This is a genomic window from Pseudomonas sp. NPDC088444, from assembly GCF_044900175.1.
Classification (GTDB): Bacteria; Pseudomonadota; Gammaproteobacteria; order Pseudomonadales; family Pseudomonadaceae; genus Aquipseudomonas.
Map to the genome: position 1 here is coordinate 503,295 of NZ_JBJDNK010000001.1, position 20,984 is coordinate 524,278.

Below are 20,984 nucleotides of genomic sequence, written 5' to 3' on the forward strand. Positions count from 1 at the left end.
TGGGAGCGAATTCAAAACCGGTAATTCACCGCCAGGCTGGACACCACGGTTCTGGAGGATTGCGAACCCACATCGCCACTGTAATAGCTCGTTTCGCCGCTGCTTAAGTCGTTGACCCGCATGCTCCCCTTGGCCTCGGCATAGACCTGATAATCGATGTCGGCCTCGATGGAGAAAGCCGGATTGATTTGCCAGCCCAGGCCCACCGCCAGGCTTTGCATGCGTCCACTGTTGCCGTTATTACCGGCGAACGTCAGGTTACGCAGGTGGTGCTGGTCGTAATCGCTGGCCTTGACCCACTGGCTGTGTTTGAACCGGCCTTCCAGGGTCCAGTCGCGCCAAGTGTAGAGTGCCACCAGCCCGACGTACGGGGTTTGGTAGGTCTGTTCGTAGGTGATCGTTTTCAACCCGGCTGGAAACTGACCGACAAGATCACGAAATCCGTCGTCCGAGGAATAGTTGAACCGTCCTCCACGAGACCGCCAGCCCAACTCGCTGCGTTGATAACCCAGCATGACGCCCAGCGCCAGGTTCTCGAGCTTCAACGCCCATGCCGTTGCACCGACCTCCGCCTGCCAGGCTTTCTGCACACGGGTATCGGGGTGATCAGAATAGTGAGTCCAGTCCTCGTCCTCCCCATTCATCCAATCGTAGTCCTTCATATGCCCGTTGCCCTTGGCGATTTGCGTCCAGCCGCGCGCCTCCAGAGACAGCCAGTTCAGCGGGTAGTACGCCAGCCCCAGATGTAAGGTGGGCACCTGCTTGAGGTCCCACTTCAGCTGACTGAGCTTCTCGCCTTCGTCATACACCTTCTCATGGGATTTGCCGTTCAGCAGCCCGACACCCAGGCTCATCTCTACACTGCCCACCTGAAATCGTTGCTCGTTTGTCAGATGCGCCTGCGCCGCAGCTTCCTGCCCTACCGCGACCATTCCCAGCAGCACCAGCGTTATCCGTCCCTTCATGAGCAATTTCACACCTTTCGTTTGAGGAGATACTTGCCGACTCAGCAAGCGGAGAAAGGATGAATGTTGAGGCGGGACGCTTCTGCCAGTCGGATCCCGTGATCCTGTGTGAAAGCTAAACGCGAGACATGGGAAATGGCCTACGACAGTCCGGGCTGCAATTAGACGAAGGCGATCCGTAGGAGCGAACGAGCCCCGCGAGGCCGCGATCGGCTCGTGCGCTCCTACAAGGATTGGTGTATCGACCACCCTCTCCCTCGGGGACATGCGGGGCACAAAAAAGGGCCGCCCGCTCGCACGGACGGCCCTTCTTTAAAGCCCGACAGTGATTACGCCAGGCTTTTGCTCACCACTTCATACACGTCCGGCGACAGTTGGCCGGACGCACGAATACGCTCCAGCTCGCCTTTCATCAGGCCCTGGCGCTTGTCGTCGTACTTGCGCCAGCGGGTCAGCGGGGCCAGTTGGCGAGAGGCGATCTGCGGGTTGAAGCCGTTCAGTTCGATGACCAGGTCCGCCAGGAAGCGATAGCCCGAGCCGTCCGCCGCATGGAAGTTGATCAGGTTCTGCCCGGCGAAGGCACCGATCAGCGCACGCACCTTATTCGGGTTCTTCATCGTGAACGCCGGATGCTGCATCAACGCCTTCACGCGCTCAAGGCCGCCCGGCAAGGTGCTGCCGGCCTGCACACTGAACCACTGATCCATGACCAGCGCGTCGTCTTTGAAGTGTTCGGCGAACACCGCCAAGGCCTTGGCCTTCTCATCCTCGAACGGCGAGTTGACCAGGACCGCCAGCGCGGTCAGGCGCTCGGTCATGTTGTCGGCGCTGTCGAATTGTTCGATGGCCGCCGCCAAGACTTCCGGCTTGCCAGTGAGCATCAGGTAAGACAGCGCGATGTTTTGCAGCGCACGGCGGGCGAAGTGCTCGGACTCGGCCACGTAAGCTGTGTTCTTCGACACGTCGCGGTTGGCCTGATAACGCTTCCACAGCGCGTCGCTCAGGCTGTTGGCCAGTTGCAGACGGGCGAACTCGCGAGCGGCATGGATGGCATCGACATCGGCCACTTCGCTGATTTCAGTGAGGTAAGCCTCACCCGGCAGCGAGAGCATTTCGGCGACCATGGCCTGATCCAGACTGTCGTCGGCCAGCACGGTGCCCAATGCGGTGATCAGACGCTGATCCAGCACCAATGGCTCGCCCTTCTGGTGTTGAGCAATCAGTTCCTGCAACACCTGAACCGACAGTTGCTGACCGGCATCCCAGCGATTGAAACCGTCGCTGTCGTGCTGCATCAGGAACATCAGTTGGTCGCGGTTGTACGGGAAGCTCAGCTTGACCGGCGCCGAGAAGCCCCGCAGCAGCGACGGCAGCGGCTGTTCGGCCACGTCCACGAAGGTGAAGGTCTGCTCGGCTTCGTTCACAGCGATGACGCGGGAAGTGGCCACAGCAGCAGATTCGCCCTGCAAGCGCAGCGGCATTTCCTGACCCTGTTGGTTCAACAGGCCCAGCGCCACCGGGATCACGAACGGCTTTTTCTCGTCCCCCGGCTGGCCCGGCGTGGTCGGCGCGGTCTGGCGGAAGGTCAGGCTGTAGGTATTGGCAGCGGCGTCGTAAGACTCGGTCACCGCCAGACGCGGCGTACCGGCCTGCGAGTACCAGCGCTTGAACTGGGTCAGGTCAACGCCGTTGGCGTCCTCCATGGCTTTGACGAAGTCGTCGCAGGTCACGGCCTGGCCATCGTGGCGCTCGAAATACAGGTCACTGCCCTTCCGGAAGCCCTCGGCCCCCAGCAGGGTGTGGATCATGCCGACCACTTCCGAGCCCTTTTCGTACACGGTCAGGGTGTAGAAGTTGGAGATCTCGATGAAGCTGTCCGGGCGCACGGCATGGGCCATGGGGCCAGCGTCTTCGGCGAACTGGTGGGTACGCAGGTAGGCCACATCCTGAATGCGCTTGACCGTGGCCGAGTTCATGTCAGCGGAGAAACCGGCGTCGCGGAACACCGTGAAGCCTTCCTTGAGCGACAGCTGGAACCAGTCGCGGCAGGTCACGCGGTTGCCCGACCAGTTGTGGAAGTATTCGTGGGCGACGATGGCCTCGACCCGCTGATGCGCGGCGTCGGTCGCGGTTTCGGCGCGAGCCAGCACAGCGCTGGAGTTGAAGATGTTGAGGCCTTTGTTCTCCATGGCGCCCATGTTGAAGTCGTTGACCGCCACGATCATGAAGATGTCCAGGTCGTACTCACGACCGTAGACCTCTTCATCCCAGCGCATGGATTTCTTCAGGCTGTCCATGGCGTGCTGGCATTTGTCGATGTTTTCCTGCTCGACGTAAATGCGCAGGGTCACCTTGCGCTCTGTCATGGTGATGAAGGTGTCTTCGATGCACCACAGGTCACCGGCCACCAATGCGAAGAGGTAGGCAGGCTTCTTGAACGGGTCCTCCCAGGTGATCCAGTGGCGGTCTTCGCCTTCAGGGCCGTGGTCAACCGGGTTACCGTTGGACAGCAGGATCGGGAAGTCCTGTTTGTCGGCAATCACGGTCGTGGTGAAGCTGCTCATCACGTCCGGGCGGTCGAGGTAATAGGTGATCTTGCGGAAGCCCTCGGCCTCGCACTGGGTGCAGAACATGCCGCTGGATTTGTACAGGCCTTCCAGCGCGGTGTTGGTTTCCGGGTGGATCTTCACGCTGGTATCGAGGGTGAAGCTCTCGGACTTGGGCTGGACGGTCAGGCTGTCCGGGGTCAGTTCATAGTCACCCGGGGTCAGGTCCACGTCGGCCAGTTTGACCGACAGCAGCTCCAGCAACTGGCCGTCGAGCACCAGCGGTGGCAAACCAGCTCCACGCTCAGGGTTGCGACGCATGACCAATTGCGCGTGCACCAGGGTGTGGTCGTCGAACAATTCGAAGGTCAGGTGCGTCTCGTCGATGAGGTACTCAGGCGCCTGGTAATCCTTCAGGTAGATCATTTTCGGCTGTTCGGTGCGCATGATGCTGTCCTTAGTGATGCACGGCGAGCTGATACGCCGTGTACTTACGAATATTGATCACGCCAGTGTCGAAGATCAGGTACTGGCCCTTGATGCCCAGCAACGTGCCCTCGGCAATGGGGTCCTTGTCCAGGTTGAAGCTGACGACCTTGGTCGGATACGCCTCGACTGGATAACGGATCTCGATCGGTTCGACGTCATTGAGCAACTGAATGGCCTGCAAGCCGAAGCGCTGCTGCAACGCGACCAGGCCGTCGGCGCAAGACGCGAACAATTGCTGACGAATGGCGCTCAGGTCAACCGCTGGCGCATCGCCTTTAAGCAGCGCGCGCCAGTTGGTGCGGTCGGCCACCTGACCGCGAAACAGGTCTTCGACGAACCCGGACTGCTGGCGCGTGGCGACCCGCACGATCGGCAGCGCCTGACTGGCACCCTGATCGAGCCAGCGGGTCGGCAATTGCGTGGCGCGAGTAATGCCCACTTTCACGCCCGACGAGTTGGCCAGGTAGACCACATGATCCGTCATGCAGAACTGCTCGCCCCACGCCGGTTCACGGCAGGTGCCCTCGTCGTGATGGCATTTCTCCGGGCTCATGATGCACACGTCGCACTGCGCCAGTTTCTGCATGCACGGGTAGCAATAGCCCTGACTGAAGCTGGTCTTGGTGCGTCGCCCGCAGTGGCTGCAATGGATCGCACCCAGGTACTCCAGGCGCACGGTCTTGCCGATCAGCGGGTTGACCGGAATTTCCGACTCACCCAGACGAAACGCATATTGCACCTGCGCCGCATCGAGCCGCGCAGACATTTTATTAACGGAGCCTCGGCCAATCTCGATCAATGGATGGCATCCGACTTGAACAGGATATTGGGGATCGGCGCCGATTTGGACGCGCATTCCTGCGGCCCCATGTAGCCGATGCGCTGCTCTTCCGGCACGTTGCGCACTTCCCAGGCAATCAGCGCCTGCAAGGACAGCTCGCGTTGCTCCTGGGTCAGCTTGCGGCCATCGGACCATTTGCCGATTTCCACAGCCAGCTTCAGGCTTTCGTAGATGTCCGGTGTGATGTTTTCGATCATGTCCGAAAAAGATGCCATGTGAACAACCTCTGATAAATGTCGCTGATTCAATGAGCGCAATTATGACCATTCGAAACTGGGCAGGATGCCAGTTCGTCAGAATTCCTTCGACAGTTTGACCTGCACCAGTTCTTTTTCCAGCAAACGCCGGAATATCTGGGGGGCGGCGAAGGTATAGGCGGCGAAGGCCAGCCACAGCCAGTCGATCAGTTGCGCCAATTGCGGATGCCCCTGAGCCGTGAGGGTGATGACCACCACGCGGTATGTCACGAACATGACCAGCAGCAAAATGATCGCACGGGTCGCGCTGCGCTCGTTCATCCAGCTATTGAACCGCCACCAGGCACCGAGAAACAGGTTGCTGCGGGCTTTCACCGCCGTCAGCAGGTGCAGCGCTGCAACGTTGTTGGCATTTTCCTGCAACGCCCAGATCGCGTGTTCCCGGGCGCCGCTGATGTCCCCTTCGCGCAACAGCAGATGCCCCATCACGATGACCGCACCGGGATGACCGGGGGATGCCTGCAACGCCTGACGGGCAAACGCATGCGCTTGCCCCCAGTTGCCGCTGGCGCGGTGAAATTGCGCCATGGCCACCAGATTGGCAGCGTCGTCTGGCGCCAGTTCCAGTGCCTTTTCCAGCGGCTCGCGGCTTTGAGATAAACGCCCGGTCAACTGATACAGCTCGGCCTTGCAACGATGGTTCAGCGGGTTGAGGGGTTCCAGATCGAGCAACTGCGCCAAATGTTCCTCCGCCAGTTTGAACTTACGCTGGGCGATGGCCACTTGCGCCGCCGCGTAGTGAGCCAGCGGCAATTGGGCGTCAGTTGCCAGCGCGAGCTGCACCTCTCGGCGCGCGGCGTGGACGCGACGCATGTTCATCAAACAGATGGCCAGCAGTGCGTGGGCCTCCGCCGAGTCAGGGTCGTTGGCCAGCAATTGGCGCAGGGCGTCGATGGCCCCGTCGTTGTGATCGGCCTGTAGACGCTGGTAAGCCAGTTGCAGCAGATAATCGGTATTCATCAGCTCACCACCAGATACCAGAGGGTGTAAGGCAAAAACTTCACGACCGCGCCCTTGAGCACGAAGCCACCGATCAGCGCCAGCGGCAGACCGAAGCGGTTCAGTTCGCCACCGTAATACTGATAAATCTCGATGGTCTGATTTTGCTGCATATACAGCAGGTAGCCGATGGTCAGCTTCCACACCACCAGCACCAACAGGGCGTACTGCACCTGCGCCTGAGTGGCCAGGTAGCCCGAGCCCGCCAATTGCATCAGTGCCCAGCCGATGATCACGCTGCCCACCAGCGCCGCGCCTGCCAGGCACCATTCGCGCACGCGGGTCGGGCTGCCGACAGCAATGGAATTGAACACGAACCAGGGCAGGCCCAACCAGGCGCCGCCGAGCATCATGCCCAGCAGCGGCCAGAACGGAGACACCGCCCATTTGGCCAAAGGACCGGGGCGTGGCTCATCTTCGATGCGGTATCCGCCATAACGCGCCATCAGCGCCCCTTCCCGTGCTTGTCGAGGAAGGCCAGCACCTCGTCGTACTGATTGCCTTCGTTGGCGTAGCGCGCGTAGTTGCGCGCCGTGGTGAGCCATTCCAGGGTGGTCGCCCGCACTGCTTTCAATGCGGCTTTGAAATGGGCATCACAGATCACCCGTTCACTGCCACTGGTCAGCGACTCCTCGATGGCCTCGTCCGCAGCGGTGTCCACCAGTTCGCCAAGGTCGGCGCCGGAAAAACCCGAGGTGTTTTTCGCCAGATAGCCGAAGTCGATGTCGTCAGCCATGGGCCGGTCCTTCATCATCATGCGCAGCATGCTTTCCCGCGCTTCGCGATCCGGTGGCGGCACGAACAGCACGCGGTCGAAACGGCCGGGACGACGAAACGCCGAATCCACCGACCACGGCACGTTGGTCGCCGCCAGGATCAGCACACCTTTGTTGTCCTGCGTGAAGCCGTCCATTTCCGAGAGGAACTGGCTGACCAGCTTGGACGACGTCGATTCACGGGTGTTGGACCGCTTGCCGCCCAACGCCTCGACTTCGTCGAAAAACATCACCGCAGGCGCCTTCGCCCGCGCCTGCTCGAACAGCGCATGGAGTTTGCGTTCGGATTCGCCGATGTACATGTCCAGCACGTCGGAGATGGCGATGTTGAAGAACGTGGCGTTGCACTCCCCTGCCGTCGCGCGGGCCAGTAGGGTCTTGCCACAGCCGGGCGGCCCGTAGAGCAGCACGCCGCCACCGACCTTCTTGCGAAAGCGCTGGAACAGGCCGGGCTTCTGGTACGGCAGGATGATTTTCTTGTGAATGGTCTTTTTCAGGTCTTCCAGACCGCCGATGTCGCTGAAGGTCACGGTCTCGTTGTTCGGTTCCAACAGCCGCGTCACTTCGGTCTGATCGGTGTCGTCGTTGGAGATCACCCGCAAACGCGGGCGCCCGTCGGCCCGAGGCACCTCGGCCACCGACACGTTGAGGCGACGCCAGAACACCACGTCTTCCAGTGCCGGATTGGCTTCGATGGCGGCGCGGTACTCGACCTGCGCCTCTTTCAAGCGATCCAGATCGGCCAGAATGCGCGCCTTGAACAGCCGTGTTTGCGCATCGCTTCCCTCGGCCAGTTGCAAAGCCCGCGCTGCATCGCCCGCCGCGAGGCACAGTTTGGCGGCAGCCAGCTTGAGCGCCGGGGCCGATGGCCATTGTTCCAGATCGTCGGGCAGCAACTTCAAGCCGCGCTCGTGTTCAGCGCGCTCGACGCTGGCGTCGAGCAACAGTGTCAGCAGTGCGACGTTGCCGGGGGCCGCTTGCAGCGCGGCCTCCAGTTGGTCGAACGTCGAATCATCCATGGGGGTTCCTCAACATCAAAAAATACGGTGCTGTCATGCGCATCACGTCCGCACGTCCGGCCGCTTGACGTCGACCCAGACGAACTTGGCCGGGTCGATGATGGTTTCCTGATCCAGCCGGTAGGCCACGAGTTTGCCGTAGAGCACCGCGCTGTAATCCAGACAGGCCAGGTTCGGACGAATCGGCGCGGGAACGCCGCTGCGCCAGTAATGGCCGACAAACAGCAGCGGCTGGTCGGCGCCATAGCGCAACAAGGCGTTTTTTTCGGAATCCGACAGGGGCCGCTTGGCCACCGGCTCCGGCAAGGCGTCGGGCTGGAACACCACATCGCCGTAGGTCTGCGGGTCGTCTTCCCAGAACTTGGTGCGGAACGAGGCGCGGGTCAGGCCGTCACCGCCGGTCAGCGTCATGCCATGGGGCAGGCGCATGTCGGTACCGCGCAGGAGGCGGTCGAACACGGCGCTGGCAAAACTGCCCGGCACTGCCGAGGCCTGCACGAAATGCTGATCGACGCGGCCATCGCCATGGGCGCTGCGCAGCGGTTCGATCAGGCTGGCATCCCAGCAGGCGTGCACCAGACGAAAACGCTCGGCGTCAATGAACAGCGGCAGCTCGTAGAACCACTTGAGAAAGTCGTTCCAGTCACCGGGATGCTGCTCGAACTGCGCCAGGGTTTCACCCAGCAAGCGCGCATGACGTGGCGTGTGTTCGCGCACGAATTGCTTGCCGCTTTCCGGTGGCGCCGGGGTGGCCCAGCCCAGTGCGTTGAATTCATGGTTGCCCATGATGCAGAACGCCTGACCGGCCACCACCATGTCATGCACGATGTGCAGCGCCTCGCGAATACGCGGGCCGCGGTCGATGATGTCGCCCAGAAACAGGGCAATGCGCTCGGGGTGGCGCCACACGCCCGCCTGAAACCGGTAACCAAGGGCGTCGAGCAAGTGCTCAAGGGTCTGGGCACAACCATGCACGTCACCGATCAAATCGTAGCCACGCGCGGGATCGAGCATCAGTCGCTCCCGCCGCCGAGCCGACTGCCCCAACCGAGTTTGGTCCGGCAGACTTCGTAATAGTTGTGATCGAGGGGGTGAATCAGACGCAGTTTTTGCGGTTTCTTCTTCACGGTCACGGTGTCACCCGGCGCGCAGGTGAAGTGGTTTTGTCCATCGCAGGAGACCTGTGGGTAAATCGTCATGTCCTTTGAGACAACGATTTTCAGCTCACTGTTTCCGTCGACGACAATCGGACGACCCGACAGCGTGTGCGGGTACATCGGCACGATGACGATGGCGTCCAGTTTGGGGTGCATGATCGGGCCACCCGCCGACAGCGCATAGGCCGTGGAGCCGGTCGGGGTCGCGACGATCAGGCCGTCGGCCTTCTGGCTGCAGACGAACTGGCCGTCGATGTAGATCTCGAATTCGATCATCCGCGTGGACTTGCCGGGGTGCAGCACCACGTCGTTCAGGGCATCGCCCTGACCAATGGCCTCGCCGTGACGACGCACTTCGGCTTGCAACAGGAAGCGGTTTTCCACCAGGTAGTGGCCGTCGAGCACCTCGGCGACCTTCACTTCCAGCTCGTCAGGGCGGATGTCGGTCAGAAAGCCGAGGCTGCCACGGTTGATCCCTAGCACCGGCACATGGTGTTTGGCCAGCGCACGGGCCGCGCCCAACAGGCTGCCGTCGCCACCGACCACGATGACCATATCGCAGACCTCGCCCAGCATCTTGCGCGAGGAGGTTTGCAGACCGTGGCCGGGCAGGACCTCGGCGATGGCTTCTTCGAGGATCACATGCAGGTGCCGCGAGATCAGGAATTTCTTGAGTCGGCGGACGGTCTCGAGCACTTGGGAGCTGCCCAGACGACCAATGATGCCGATATTGCGAAACTGCTCCATGAGGCTCCTGCGGGGTTCGTGCCGGTAAAGAACGCGATTATGGGCGATGGGGTCGATAGCGGCAAATGAACCTGTAGACGCCCCCCTCCCTGTAGCAGTCCGGCTTGCCGGCGGCAGGGACAGTACAATCGCTGCCGCCGGCAAGCCGGACTGCTACAGGGGGATTGCATGCATATCCGACTGCGCTGCTATCCTGCGCTCATGACTCCTTTCCCGACCCTCGCCGCCCTTCCCCGCCAACTTCACACCCCCCGGGTGCGGGATCTGGCGTGGGTCATGCTTTCGCCGCCGATGCTGGCTGAGACCCAATGGCAACAGCGTCATCCCCTGAGCGCCAGTGACTGGGTGGACAATCCTCACGCGCTGGAAAGCTTTCTTCGTCAACTGGATCAAGATTCCGACCCGCTCAGTGAATGGCTGGCGCGCAGTTCAATTCGCCGTCTGGGCCTGTATTACGAGCGCTTGTGGCAGTTCGCAATCCACCACGCCCCAGGGGTCGAACTCATCGCCGCCAATCTGCCGATTCGGGTTGAAAATCACACGCTGGGCGAACTGGACATGCTGCTTCGGGACAAGGATGGCGTTCATCATCTGGAGCTGGCGATCAAGTTCTATCTGGGGCCGTTGGAGGCTGACGGTCATGACCCGCTGAATTGGTTGGGACCTGGGTCACAGGACACACTGGGTTCAAAGTTGGCTCACCTCAATGAGCATCAGTTGCCGATGTCCGCGCGCCCCGAAACCCGTCAGGCGCTGGCAGCCCTGGGAATAGAAGAGGTTCAGGCCCATGTCTGGCTCGGCGGCTACCTGCTCTACCCATTTCGTGGCCCGCAGACCTCGCCGACAGGGACGCATTCAGATCATCCGAAAGGGCAATGGCTGGCGCAAAAGGACTGGCCCGCATTCATCGCCGAGCGCCCGAACGAGCACTGGCAGTGGGTGCCTCGCACCCAATGGCTGGGGCCGGCTCGCGTCGACACACCGTGGAGCCGGGAGACCCTGCAAGGCTGGCTGACGCAGCTTGATCCGGCAGAACGCGCGCAGTTGCTGGTTCGGCTGACTGAAACCCGTGATGGCGATTGGGAAGAGGCCGAGCGGGTGTTTCTGGTGTCGGATCGCTGGCCCGAGTGGGTGAACACCGACGAAGTCAGAAGCTCAATCGCAACACTAACGCCGCCAGCGTGATCAAGAGCACCGGCAAGGTCAGCACGATGCCGACGCGGAAGTAGTAACCCCAACCGATGCTCACGCCCTTGCGCGCCAGCACGTGAAGCCACAGCAAGGTGGCCAGACTGCCAATCGGAGTGATCTTCGGCCCCAGATCGCTGCCGATGACGTTGGCGTAGATCATCGCTTCCTGCAACGGACCGTGGGCCTGGCTGGCGTCGATGGACAGCAGCCCGATCAACACCGTCGGCAGGTTGTTCATCACCGATGACAACAGCGCGGTCAGCACTCCCGTGCCCATCGCCGCGCCCCACAGGCCGTACTCGGCGAAATGGTTCAGCCATCCGGCCAGATACGTGGTCATGCCTTCGTTGCGCAGTCCGTAGACCACCAGATACATGCCCAACGAGAAAATCACGATCTGCCAGGGCGCCTCTTTCATCACCTTGCGCGTCGATATTTTGTGACCTTTGGCAGCGATGCCCAGCAGGATCGCCGCGCACACCGCCGAAATCGCGCTGATCGGAATCCCCAGCGGCTCCAGCGCAAAGCAGCCGATCAACAGAATGACCAACACCCACCAACCGGCCATGAACGTCGCGCGGTCGTGAATGGCCGAGGCTGGATCGGCCAGTTGCGCGGCATCGAACGTCTTGGGAATGTCACGACGGAAGAACAGCATCAGCACGGCCAGTGTTGCGGCGACGCTCACCAGATTGACCGGCACCATCACTGACGCGTAACGATTGAAGCCAATGCCGAAATAGTCCGCCGAGACGATGTTGACCAGGTTCGACACCACCAGCGGCAGGCTCGCAGTGTCAGCGATGAAGCCTGCGGCCATGACGAACGCCAGGGTGGTCGCGGGGGAAAAACGCAGCGCCAGCAGCATCGACATGACGATGGGCGTGAGGATCAGCGCCGCGCCATCGTTGGCGAACAGCGCCGACACTAACGCCCCGAGCAGCACGATGAACGCGAACAGTCGGCGCCCTCTCCCCTTGCCCCAACGTGCCACGTGCAGCGCAGCCCAGTTGAAGAAACCGGCCTCATCCAGCAACAGGCTGATGATGATCAGCGCGATGAAGGTGCCCGTGGCATTCCAGATGATGTGCCAGACCTGCGGGATGTCGGCTAAATGCACGACCCCGAATATCAGCGCCAGCACCGCGCCGAACGTCGCACTCCAGCCGACGCCCAGCCCCTTGGGTTGCCAGATCACCAACGTAATGGTGACCAGAAAGATGAGTACCGCTGTCAGCATCAATGTTTTGTCTTGGGAAGTAGAATCGCCAATATGCCCAGCAGCGGGAGGTAGGAACACAGGGTGTAGACAAACACGATGCCGTGAAGATCCGCGAGATGACCCAACAATGCAGCGCCAATACCACCGAAGCCGAACATCAGGCCGAAGAAGATCCCGGCGATCATGCCCACGTTGCCCGGCACCAACTCTTGCGCGTAAACCACAATGGCGGAAAACGCCGAGGCGAGAATGAAGCCGATGATCACGCTCAGCACGCTGGTCCAGAACAGGTCAGCGTAGGGCAGCGCGATGGTGAACGGCGCCACACCGAGGATCGAGAACCAGATCACCGCCTTGCGTCCGATCTTGTCGCCAATCGGGCCGCCAAAGAACGTGCCCGCCGCGACGGCTGCCAAGAACATGAACAGGTGCAGTTGCGAGCTGGCCACGCTCAACTGGAATTTGTCGATCAGGAAGAAGGTGAAATAGCTGGTGAAGCTGGCCATGTAGAAATATTTGGAGAACACCAGCAAGGCCAGCACCACCAGAGCGCTCGTCACCCGGCCTTTGGACAGACCGTGGGTCGCGGCTTTGCCCGCTTTGAGTTTGAACAGCGCCAGGTGCGTTTTGTACCAGCGGCTGATGGCGTACAGCAGGCCGGACGAAAACAGCGCGACAAGGGCGAAATAAGCGATATGGCCTTGACCGAACGGGATGATGATCGCGGCCGCCAGCAACGGCCCAATGGCCGAACCGCTGTTGCCGCCCACCTGAAAGCTCGATTGCGCCAACCCAAAGCGACCGCCAGAGGCCAGCCGCGCGATACGCGAAGCCTCCGGGTGAAAGGTCGAGGAGCCAATTCCGATCAGACCGGCTGCCAGCAGGATCAGCGGAAAGCTGCCCACTGTAGCCAGCATCACGACGCCCGCCAGAATGCACAACGAGCCGACCGGCAACACCAGCGGATTAGGGTGGCGATCCGTATAGTAACCGACCCAGGGCTGGAGCAGCGAGGCGGTGATCTGGAACGTCAGCGTGATCAGGCCAACCTGCGTGAAGCTCAGGCCGTAAGCGGCTTTGAGCATCGGATAGATCGACGGCAGGATCGACTGGATCATGTCATTGAGCAGGTGCGCCAACGCCACGGCGCCGATGATGCGCATGACCAGCGGACTGGTTTGAGGGGCCGCGGAGGTCGCGGTCGAAGGGCTGGTGACGGCCATCAGGTTCTTCCATCGAACAATTGATGTGCCGCGCACGAGTTAGTTACAAGAAATGTCGGCGACACACGGGGGTCGTCAATGTGCCATTTTTTGGGGCAGGTTTGCCATGGCCTGATACAAAATAGTGAGGTTGCTATCGAGTTTTACGTGACCCGTGGGAACCGCCTTGGTGGCGAATGCGGTGTGCCAGCCGATTACAACGTGATTGATACTCCGCATTCGCCACCAAGGCGGCTCCCACAGTTATCGGTATTACGCGGCAGGGTGCATCGCCTGGCGCTGCCCCAACGTGCCATCCACCTCATCGAGCGACACTTTCGACGTTTCGCGCAGCGCCAGCCCACCGACCAACCCCAATAGAGCAATGGCAATCAGGTAGAACGCCGGGGCCAGGTTGCTGCCGGTCAAACCGATCAGCCAGGTCGCCATCAACGGCGCGGTCCCGCCAAAAATGGTGTACGCCATGTTGTAGGTGATTGCCGACGCGGTGTAACGAGTGCGGGTCGGAAAGGTCTCGGACAACAGGGCGGCGGTTACCACGTTGCACAGCACCGCGCCGGTTGCCAGCAACATCACGCCGATGATGGAACCGGTGAACGACCCAGAGCTGGCCATGAGAAACGAGGGATAGACCATTACGGCCAGCAGGACGCAGGCCGTGATCACTGTCGCCCGACGCCCGACCTTGTCGGAAAACGCACCCGCCACCGGACACATCGCCGCAGCGAACAGCAACGCGATCAGCGACACCAACAGCGCCGTTGCGCGGCTCAGCCCCCCCGCCACTTGCAGGTACGTCGCGAAGTAAGTGGTGAACATATAGAACGACAAGGCCGTCAGCGAGATGAACGCACCCAGCGCCAGGATCGCGCCGCCGTGGTGACGAAGCGTGTCCTTCAGTGGCGAATGGGCAACAGCGTGGTCTTCTTCCACTGCCTGAAAGGCCGGGGTTTCGTCCAGTTTCCAGCGCAGGTAAAGCCCGACCAGCCCCAACGGCGCGGCGACCAGGAACGGCAAGCGCCAGCCCCAGGTGCTCATGGCCTCGGCTGACAATGAAGACTCCAGCGCATAGGCGAAAATCGCCGCCGAAGCGAAGGCCGCAAAGGTCGACACCGGCACGAAACTGCCATACCACGCACGTTTGCCCCTGGGCGCATGCTCCATCAGATAGGCGCAGGCCCCGGCGTACTCTCCGCCTGCCGAGAAACCCTGAGCACAGCGGATGATGGTGAGCAGGATCGGCGCAGTCACGCCAATCGCGGCGTAGGCCGGTAGCAGGCCGATGAGGGTGGTCGCCCCTGCCATCAGCAGAATGGTGAAGGCCAGTGTGCGCTTGCGCCCGATCTTGTCACCCAGCATGCCGAAAAACAGACCGCCCAACGGGCGAAAGGCGAAAGCCACCGCGAAGACCGCGAACGTTTTCAGAAGCGCCGCGCTGGCATCGCCGCTGGGGAAAAACTCTTGGGCGATGGTGGTGGCAAGAAAGCCGTACACCGCGAAGTCAAACCACTCGACGAAATTGCCGATGCTGGCCGCAACGATGACTTTTCTCAATGTGGCAGGGTCAACCTGCTCAATGGCTGGAGTGGTCATGCAAACCTCGGCGCGCGTATGAAGGATCCGATTATCGGTACAGCGCCTGAGCTGCCTTACTCCAGAAGTGTCGTCGACATACTCAGGACCGACCTGTCGGGGCGTCGGGTCCGCAGGATTCGTGCCAAAGAAAAAAGGATGGCGCACACAGCGTCTTTAGCAGTCCGGCTTGCCGTCGGCAGCGACTTCAAATCCGCCACCGTTGGCAAGCCGGACTGCTACGGAAGATCAACGCGGCGATCAAGCCGTTCTGTTACGAGGAGAGACGGCCCGTTTGCCCTGAAGCCCGCCCGTGTGCACGAAGATCAGCCGGGTACCTGAGTTAATCCGGCCTGACGCAACCGCCTGCTTCAACGCCAGCAATGCCTTGCCGGTGTAGAGAGGCTCAAGGGGGATTCCGCTTTGCGTTTCACTGGCCGCTACGAACTCAAGCAATTGAGCGTCGGTTTTCGCAAAACCGCCGCGACTGGCGTCGAGTAACTCATAGCGCTCATCAACCCCGGCCCCCAGGATGCCTGACACATTTTCGGCCACCCCATGCCCTTGCGGCACGGCCATCGCTCCGAATACCTTGTGTCGCCCCTCCTCTGCCAGCACCAGCCCGGCCAGCGTGGTGCCCGTTCCGCAGGCCAGCCACCAGCCGTGATAGTCATCCCATCCCAATGCGCCAAGCTGTGCTTGAGCCTGACGCACGATGTCGGCGCAGCCCAACGCCCCGTCCAGCCCGCCACCGCCCTCGGGGATCGGGTACAGATGGGGATAACGCGTCTGCCACGGCCTCCAGAAATCCGCTTCATGGCGCGCGCGATACCCCGCGTAACCGAGCCAGTGCAGTTCCATGCCAAAGGCGTCGAGGTCGCGCACGGTCGGGGTTTGCACGGGGTTGCCGCGTAGCAGGCCGACCGTCTCAAAGCCAAAGCGCTGCCCCGCCGCGGCCAGCGCGTGCAGGTGATTGGAGTGCGTACCGCCCAGACTGATCACACCCTGGGCGCCGATTCGCTTGGCCTGATCGAGATGATGAGAGAGCTTGAACCATTTGTTGCCGCTGATCAGCGGGTCGATGAGGTCCAGACGCAGGACGGCGACGTCGATGGCCGACGCGGTGAGCCAGGGAAGGTTGAGGAGTTGGAGGGGGGCTGGGGGGAGCATGAATCAGTCACAGACCGCAGGAGGGGCGAAGCTTACCACCGCCGGACGCCTACAGGCGGTGGCGTCTTCGAAATCGCTGCTGCATGCGTGGCGTCTACCCTGTGGGAGCGAATTCATTCGCGAAGCGGCGGCACGAACGACACATCTTTATCGAATGTACCGACGCATCGCGAATGAATTCGCTCCCACAAACGGGGGTATTGTCGTCGCTGGGGCAGCTTACAACTCCGCCGCCAGCCGCGAGCCTTGGTTGATCGCGCGCTTGGCGTCCAGTTCGGCGGCCACGTCGGCACCGCCGATCAGGTGCACACTCTGCCCCGCCGCTTGCAAGCCATCGTACAGTTCGCGCAACGGATCCTGACCTGCGCAAATCACCACGTTGTCCACCGGCAGCACTTTCTCTTCACCCTCGGCGCCAATGCGAATGTGCAGCCCGGCGTCGTCGATCTTCAGGTATTCAACGCTGTTGAGCATTTGCACGTGTTTGTTTTTCAGCCCCGTGCGATGGATCCAGCCGGTGGTCTTGCCCAGCCCGTCGCCCACTTTGGAGGTTTTGCGCTGCAACAGGAACACCTGACGCGCCGGGGCGTGAGGATGAGGTTTTACCCCCGCTACCCCACCGCGAGCGTTCAGAGCGCCGTCGATGCCCCATTCCTCCCAGAACGCATCGCGATCCAGACTGGTGGGCACGCCCTGATGAACGAGGAACTCGGACACGTCAAAACCGATCCCGCCCGCGCCAATCACCGCCACCGACTTGCCCACCGGCTTACGTTGCAGAATCACGTCCAGATAGCTCAGCACCTTGGGGTTTTCGATCCCCGGAATCGCGGGAACCCGAGGCGCAATGCCGGTGGCCAGAATCACTTCGTCATAGCCCTTGCCTGCCAGATCCTCGACGCTCACGCGGGTGTTCAAACGCAGGTCGACCCCCGTGGTCTGTACCTTGCGGCCGAAGTAACGCAGGGTCTCGTAAAACTCTTCCTTGCCCGGAACGCGCTTGGCGACGTTGAACTGCCCGCCGATTTCACTGGCCGAATCGAACAGCGTCACCTCATGCCCACGCTCGGCGGCCACGGTTGCCGCCGCCAGACCGGCCGGGCCTGCGCCGACCACGGCGATTTTCTTGATCTGTTTGACCGGCAGGTAATTCAGCTCCGTCTCATGACAAGCGCGTGGATTGACCAGGCAACTGGTGAGCTTGCCGCCGAAGGTATGGTCCAGACAGGCCTGGTTGCAGCCGATGCAGGTGTTGATTTCATCGGCACGACCGGCCGCAGCCTTGTTGACGAAATCGGCATCGGCCAGGAACGGACGCGCCATGGACACCATGTCGGCGTCGCCTTCGGCCAGCACCTGTTCGGCCACTTCCGGAGTATTGATGCGGTTGGTGGTAATCAGCGGAATCGACACCGAGCCGCGCATCTTCGCCGTAACCTTGGCAAACGCCGCTCGGGGGACTTTGGTGGCAATGGTCGGAATTCGGGCTTCGTGCCAGCCGATGCCGGTGTTGATGATCGTCGCGCCCGCTTGTTCGATGGCCTTGGCCAGTTGCACCACTTCTTCCCAGGTGCTGCCGCCCTCGACCAGATCAAGCATCGACAAGCGATAGATGATGATGAAATTCGGCCCCACGGCTTCGCGCACTCGACGCACGATCTCCACCGGCAGGCGCATGCGATTTTCGTAGCTGCCGCCCCAACGGTCGGTGCGGTGGTTGGTGTGCGCGACCAGAAACTGGTTAATGAAATAGCCTTCGGACCCCATGATTTCCACGCCGTCGTATTCGGCGGTCTGGGCCAGGGTGGCGCAGGTCACGAAATCCTGAATCTGCTTCTCGATGCCTTCCTCGTCCAACTCCTTGGGCTTGAACGGGTTGATCGGCGCCTGAATGGCGCTCGGCGCGACCTGCTTGGGGCTGTAGGCATAACGACCGGCGTGGAGGATCTGCATGCAGATTTTGCCACCGGCCTCATGCACGGCCTTGGTCACGATGCGATGGTTGTCCGCCTCCTCCGGCGTGGTGAGCTTGGCCGCTCCGGAATACACACCGCCTTCGGCGTTAGGCGCGATGCCGCCCGTGACCATAAGCCCTACCCCACCGCGCGCCCGCTCGGCGAAATACGCGGCCATGCGCTCGAAGCCACCCGGTTTTTCTTCAAGACCGGTGTGCATCGACCCCATCAGGGTACGGTTACGCAGCGTGGTAAATCCCAGATCCAGCGGAGCCAGCAAATGCGGGTAGTGAGCGGCGGCCATAAACACTCCATCGAACGTCATCACGGAAGGCGCGAGCACTCTTGGGTGCCCGTCGATTCATCAGGGACTACAAGCATAGTCCCGTTCATGACGCAGACATTAAACACCCCAACGGTCACGCTCAATGACCCTAAGTGACAACTTAATGATCGTGGCGTGCACGCCGGGTGTTGGAATTACCTGATGCGGATCAACTCGCGTTCGACGAGGGCCTATCGTCACTTCAGCCAGAGAAAACTGGACAGCCGCGCTACGCTGTTTCGCGTGGCGACAGTCCACCATCGTTGAGTGGTCAGATTTTCTTCGGTGAATATCGACTGATTGGACGGAGGGCGATCATGGTCATCAAAATCGAAAAAGCGGTGTGCGGCTCGGACTGGCTGGTGATGCTTAACGACTACCCGGTAGCGTTTCGCTGCATGCAAGAGGCAATCGCCTTTGCTGATCGGCTAAAAGCAAGGCTTGAAGCCCCTCATGTAATTCCAGTGCAGTGAAACGGTCACGCCACCTCATGACGTGACCGCATCAGGGTCAGGCGGCCGCTCGGGCCGCCGCGACTTGCTCTTCGATACCTTCCAGATACTGTGATTTCAATTCTACGGCCAGCGGTTCGAGGATCGGATTGCCTTTGAAGTCCGACAGCAACGCCTCGATCATCTGCCCCACCTTGCGATTGGCCGCATCGACGCTGGCGGGAACAAGGGGGTCGAACTCGATCTTTTCCATCTCGGTATCGAGGGTCTTGAGCACAGGGCCTGCATCCAGAATCTGGTTACGCAGCACGTCGAGTGATGAGGGCATCGAAAACGTCCTTGTCTGGGGTATCGACCGGTACGTGGTCACGCCGAAATACCATGTCAGGGGAAAAGAGCGGCGTCATCATACAACCGCGAAGGCATGTTAACGATCTGGCCCATGAAACGAAATGTGTATCGAGTCAGGCGCAGCGTTTCAGGATGCTCTTGATGGGACTTCGGACATTGCGCTTGGCGACGTCCTTGGGCTTGAGCCATCGGCATCGGTCGATTTCGTTACACGGGCGGGGCTTCATCTGCGCGTTGGCCTGCGCCTCGAACAGAAAATGAATGACGTCGTTTTCACGGTATTCGGTGACATACACCAGTTCACCGAGCGAAATCCCGGTCTCTTCGGACATCTCGCGCAGAGCGGCCTGCAACGGCGTTTCATCGCGTTCGATACGACCGCCAGGCAGGTTCCATTTCGACCGTCGCTTGCGCACGAACAGAATCTGACCTTCCTGTCGGTAGATGACCGTTGCGCGACGTTTCATTCCTTTACGCTTTGCCGTCTGGGCGTCCATTACCTTCATGCGCCAATCATGTCCTTGTTTCGAATTCGATAAGCCAGTGACAGTGGTACGCGCCAAAAGTGTCCAAATGATGACATCGCGATACGTCAACCTGCCGAATTCAGGCCAGCCCGATAAACGCACCTGAATGGCTGGCGCTGTCGCCGAGACGCAGGCCGAGTCCGCTCAACGCTCCCGCCAGGTGCTCACCCGAGACCTCGAACGCCCACTGAACCTGAGGTTCGGCCTCCTCGCCCACGCTGGCGAGCGCCTGCAACCACTGTTGGCCATCCGGCAGCCAAGCGGTGAAACCATTGCCGCGAATGGCACTGACGTGGATACCCAGCCGTTCGCAGATCGCGACCTTGAGAGCGATGTCATCGCGATCCGCCTGACGGGATTGTTCGATCAATGCGTTCACCGAGGGGTCAACGCCACGCTCACGATGGATCAGCAGAGGGCCATCCCCCCACACCTCAGGAGGACAGTCCTTGCCAGCAGGGTTCAAGGCAATGGACGGATTGATTTCAGCGGGATAGATCCGGCACACCAGCGGACGGCTTTCGTATTGCCCGCAGCGGTTGTCATCTTGAAGGTAGCGACAACGCCCCGGATTGTGCGCCGCGAACGTCACCATCACTCTGGGGCGTAACGTGCCACTGTGAACAGCCCGTGAACGCCTCATCAGGTGAGTGCCCTGCACGCTGTCGAAGCCATGACTGTCTTCGAGAAACCCGTCGACCAGAATGACGATCTGCCCACCGTCACTGACCCAACGTTCAGACTCGTCGAGGGTCAGCGGTATGTGATGGTTCTGGCAACAGCGGCCACACCCGTTGCACTCGAAGCGCACGTCACTCGCATGATTCAACCCATTGTTTCCTTTTCGATACAATCGCGAGCGATCTTATACAAAAAGAAACCGTGGCATTGAAACGATTCAGCGCATGAAGTAGTGAGGCGTGTTCATCAATCAAGTCGCCTGCTAGCCGGGTGGCAGGCCGGCGAGGATGCGTTGAGCGTCAGCCGTCGTCAGCGAATAATCGAAAAACCGGCGATAAAACGCTTGGGTCTTGAGCACCATGTCGACGTCGCCGCACCGCCCGGCCCTGTCGCGGCGAACCGGATCAACTCGCCAATGGAAATACCGTAGCGCCCGAGAACCAGCGACAACACCATTGCGATCACAAGCAACGCGAAGCTGAACGGAAGGTGAGTCAGCGTCACCCTCGCGAACGGATC

Annotated in this window: 19 protein-coding genes; 2 read left to right on the plus strand and 17 right to left on the minus strand. The window is 60.9% G+C overall.

Annotated elements, in window-relative coordinates; translation table 11 throughout:
* Positions 1 to 11: 11 nt before the first annotated feature.
* The 9 genes from ACI2KB_RS02570 to ACI2KB_RS02610 form a co-directional block, all read right to left on the minus strand.
* A complete protein-coding gene (locus ACI2KB_RS02570) occupies positions 12 to 965 on the minus strand; it encodes an omptin family outer membrane protease (protein ID WP_404631068.1) in 954 nt (317 codons plus the stop codon).
* Between the two features lie 329 nt (positions 966 to 1,294).
* Positions 1,295 to 3,958 carry an aminopeptidase N gene (gene pepN / locus ACI2KB_RS02575; RefSeq protein ID WP_404631070.1) on the minus strand — a complete coding sequence of 888 codons (2,664 nt, stop codon included), beginning with the start codon at positions 3,956 to 3,958 and terminating at the stop codon, positions 1,295 to 1,297.
* A gap of 10 nt (positions 3,959 to 3,968) precedes the next feature.
* Positions 3,969 to 4,799 carry a DUF2797 domain-containing protein gene (locus tag ACI2KB_RS02580; RefSeq protein ID WP_404631072.1) on the minus strand — a complete coding sequence of 277 codons (831 nt, stop codon included), beginning with the start codon at positions 4,797 to 4,799 and terminating at the stop codon, positions 3,969 to 3,971.
* Positions 4,796 to 5,056, minus strand: coding sequence for a YeaC family protein (locus ACI2KB_RS02585; protein ID WP_404631074.1), 261 nt, complete (start codon positions 5,054 to 5,056; stop codon positions 4,796 to 4,798). Before ACI2KB_RS02585 ends, ACI2KB_RS02580 begins: the two co-directional genes overlap by 4 nt.
* A 78-nt stretch (positions 5,057 to 5,134) precedes the next feature.
* On the minus strand, positions 5,135 to 6,058 hold the full coding sequence (locus ACI2KB_RS02590) for a tetratricopeptide repeat protein (RefSeq protein WP_404631076.1): 924 nt from the start codon (positions 6,056 to 6,058) through the stop codon (positions 5,135 to 5,137).
* Positions 6,058 to 6,543 (minus strand): hypothetical protein, encoded by a 486-nt coding sequence (locus tag ACI2KB_RS02595; protein WP_404631078.1) that lies wholly within the window; start codon positions 6,541 to 6,543, stop codon positions 6,058 to 6,060. The genes ACI2KB_RS02590 and ACI2KB_RS02595 overlap by 1 nt, the downstream gene beginning before the upstream one ends.
* Positions 6,543 to 7,892, minus strand: coding sequence for an ATP-binding protein (locus ACI2KB_RS02600; protein WP_404631080.1), 1,350 nt, complete (start codon positions 7,890 to 7,892; stop codon positions 6,543 to 6,545). Before ACI2KB_RS02600 ends, ACI2KB_RS02595 begins: the two co-directional genes overlap by 1 nt.
* A gap of 42 nt (positions 7,893 to 7,934) precedes the next feature.
* Positions 7,935 to 8,906, minus strand: a complete 972-nt coding sequence (locus ACI2KB_RS02605) for a metallophosphoesterase (protein WP_404631082.1) — start codon at positions 8,904 to 8,906, stop codon at positions 7,935 to 7,937.
* A complete protein-coding gene (locus ACI2KB_RS02610) occupies positions 8,906 to 9,796 on the minus strand; it encodes an NAD(+) kinase (protein ID WP_404631084.1) in 891 nt (296 codons plus the stop codon). Before ACI2KB_RS02610 ends, ACI2KB_RS02605 begins: the two co-directional genes overlap by 1 nt.
* A gap of 201 nt (positions 9,797 to 9,997) precedes the next feature.
* Here ACI2KB_RS02610 and ACI2KB_RS02615 point away from each other — a divergent pair, with 201 nt between their 5' ends.
* Positions 9,998 to 10,981 carry a DUF1853 family protein gene (locus ACI2KB_RS02615; protein WP_404631723.1) on the plus strand — a complete coding sequence of 328 codons (984 nt, stop codon included), beginning with the start codon at positions 9,998 to 10,000 and terminating at the stop codon, positions 10,979 to 10,981.
* On the opposite strand, the gene ACI2KB_RS02620 is transcribed toward ACI2KB_RS02615, so the two are convergent.
* The 5 genes from ACI2KB_RS02620 to ACI2KB_RS02640 all read right to left on the minus strand — a co-directional run bounded on the left by ACI2KB_RS02620 (position 10,944) and on the right by ACI2KB_RS02640 (position 18,433).
* Positions 10,944 to 12,227 (minus strand): arsenic transporter, encoded by a 1,284-nt coding sequence (locus tag ACI2KB_RS02620; RefSeq protein WP_404631086.1) that lies wholly within the window; start codon positions 12,225 to 12,227, stop codon positions 10,944 to 10,946. The two genes, ACI2KB_RS02615 and ACI2KB_RS02620, sit on opposite strands and share 38 nt — an antisense overlap.
* Positions 12,227 to 13,432 carry an MFS transporter gene (locus ACI2KB_RS02625; protein WP_404631088.1) on the minus strand — a complete coding sequence of 402 codons (1,206 nt, stop codon included), beginning with the start codon at positions 13,430 to 13,432 and terminating at the stop codon, positions 12,227 to 12,229. The genes ACI2KB_RS02620 and ACI2KB_RS02625 overlap by 1 nt, the downstream gene beginning before the upstream one ends.
* A gap of 252 nt (positions 13,433 to 13,684) precedes the next feature.
* Positions 13,685 to 15,025 (minus strand): MFS transporter, encoded by a 1,341-nt coding sequence (locus tag ACI2KB_RS02630; RefSeq protein ID WP_404631090.1) that lies wholly within the window; start codon positions 15,023 to 15,025, stop codon positions 13,685 to 13,687.
* Between the two features lie 240 nt (positions 15,026 to 15,265).
* On the minus strand, positions 15,266 to 16,174 hold the full coding sequence (locus ACI2KB_RS02635; RefSeq protein ID WP_404631092.1) for a 1-aminocyclopropane-1-carboxylate deaminase/D-cysteine desulfhydrase: 909 nt from the start codon (positions 16,172 to 16,174) through the stop codon (positions 15,266 to 15,268).
* 219 nt (positions 16,175 to 16,393) lie between these two features.
* Positions 16,394 to 18,433, minus strand: coding sequence for an FAD-dependent oxidoreductase (locus ACI2KB_RS02640; RefSeq protein ID WP_404631094.1), 2,040 nt, complete (start codon positions 18,431 to 18,433; stop codon positions 16,394 to 16,396).
* Between the two features lie 338 nt (positions 18,434 to 18,771).
* Between ACI2KB_RS02640 and ACI2KB_RS02645 the strand changes: the two genes are divergently transcribed.
* Positions 18,772 to 18,927, plus strand: a complete 156-nt coding sequence (locus ACI2KB_RS02645; RefSeq protein WP_404631096.1) for a hypothetical protein — start codon at positions 18,772 to 18,774, stop codon at positions 18,925 to 18,927.
* Positions 18,928 to 18,964: 37 nt separating this feature from the next.
* Here the strand turns inward: ACI2KB_RS02645 and ACI2KB_RS02650 are convergent, their stop codons facing one another.
* From ACI2KB_RS02650 to ACI2KB_RS02660, 3 genes are all read right to left on the minus strand, one after another.
* Entirely contained in the window at positions 18,965 to 19,234 is a 270-nt protein-coding gene (locus tag ACI2KB_RS02650; RefSeq protein ID WP_404631098.1) for a hypothetical protein, read from the minus strand.
* Positions 19,235 to 19,370: 136 nt separating this feature from the next.
* Positions 19,371 to 19,724 (minus strand): NUDIX hydrolase, encoded by a 354-nt coding sequence (locus ACI2KB_RS02655; protein WP_404631099.1) that lies wholly within the window; start codon positions 19,722 to 19,724, stop codon positions 19,371 to 19,373.
* 139 nt (positions 19,725 to 19,863) lie between these two features.
* On the minus strand, positions 19,864 to 20,613 hold the full coding sequence (locus ACI2KB_RS02660) for a YkgJ family cysteine cluster protein (RefSeq protein ID WP_404631101.1): 750 nt from the start codon (positions 20,611 to 20,613) through the stop codon (positions 19,864 to 19,866).
* Positions 20,614 to 20,984 lie beyond the last annotated feature (371 nt).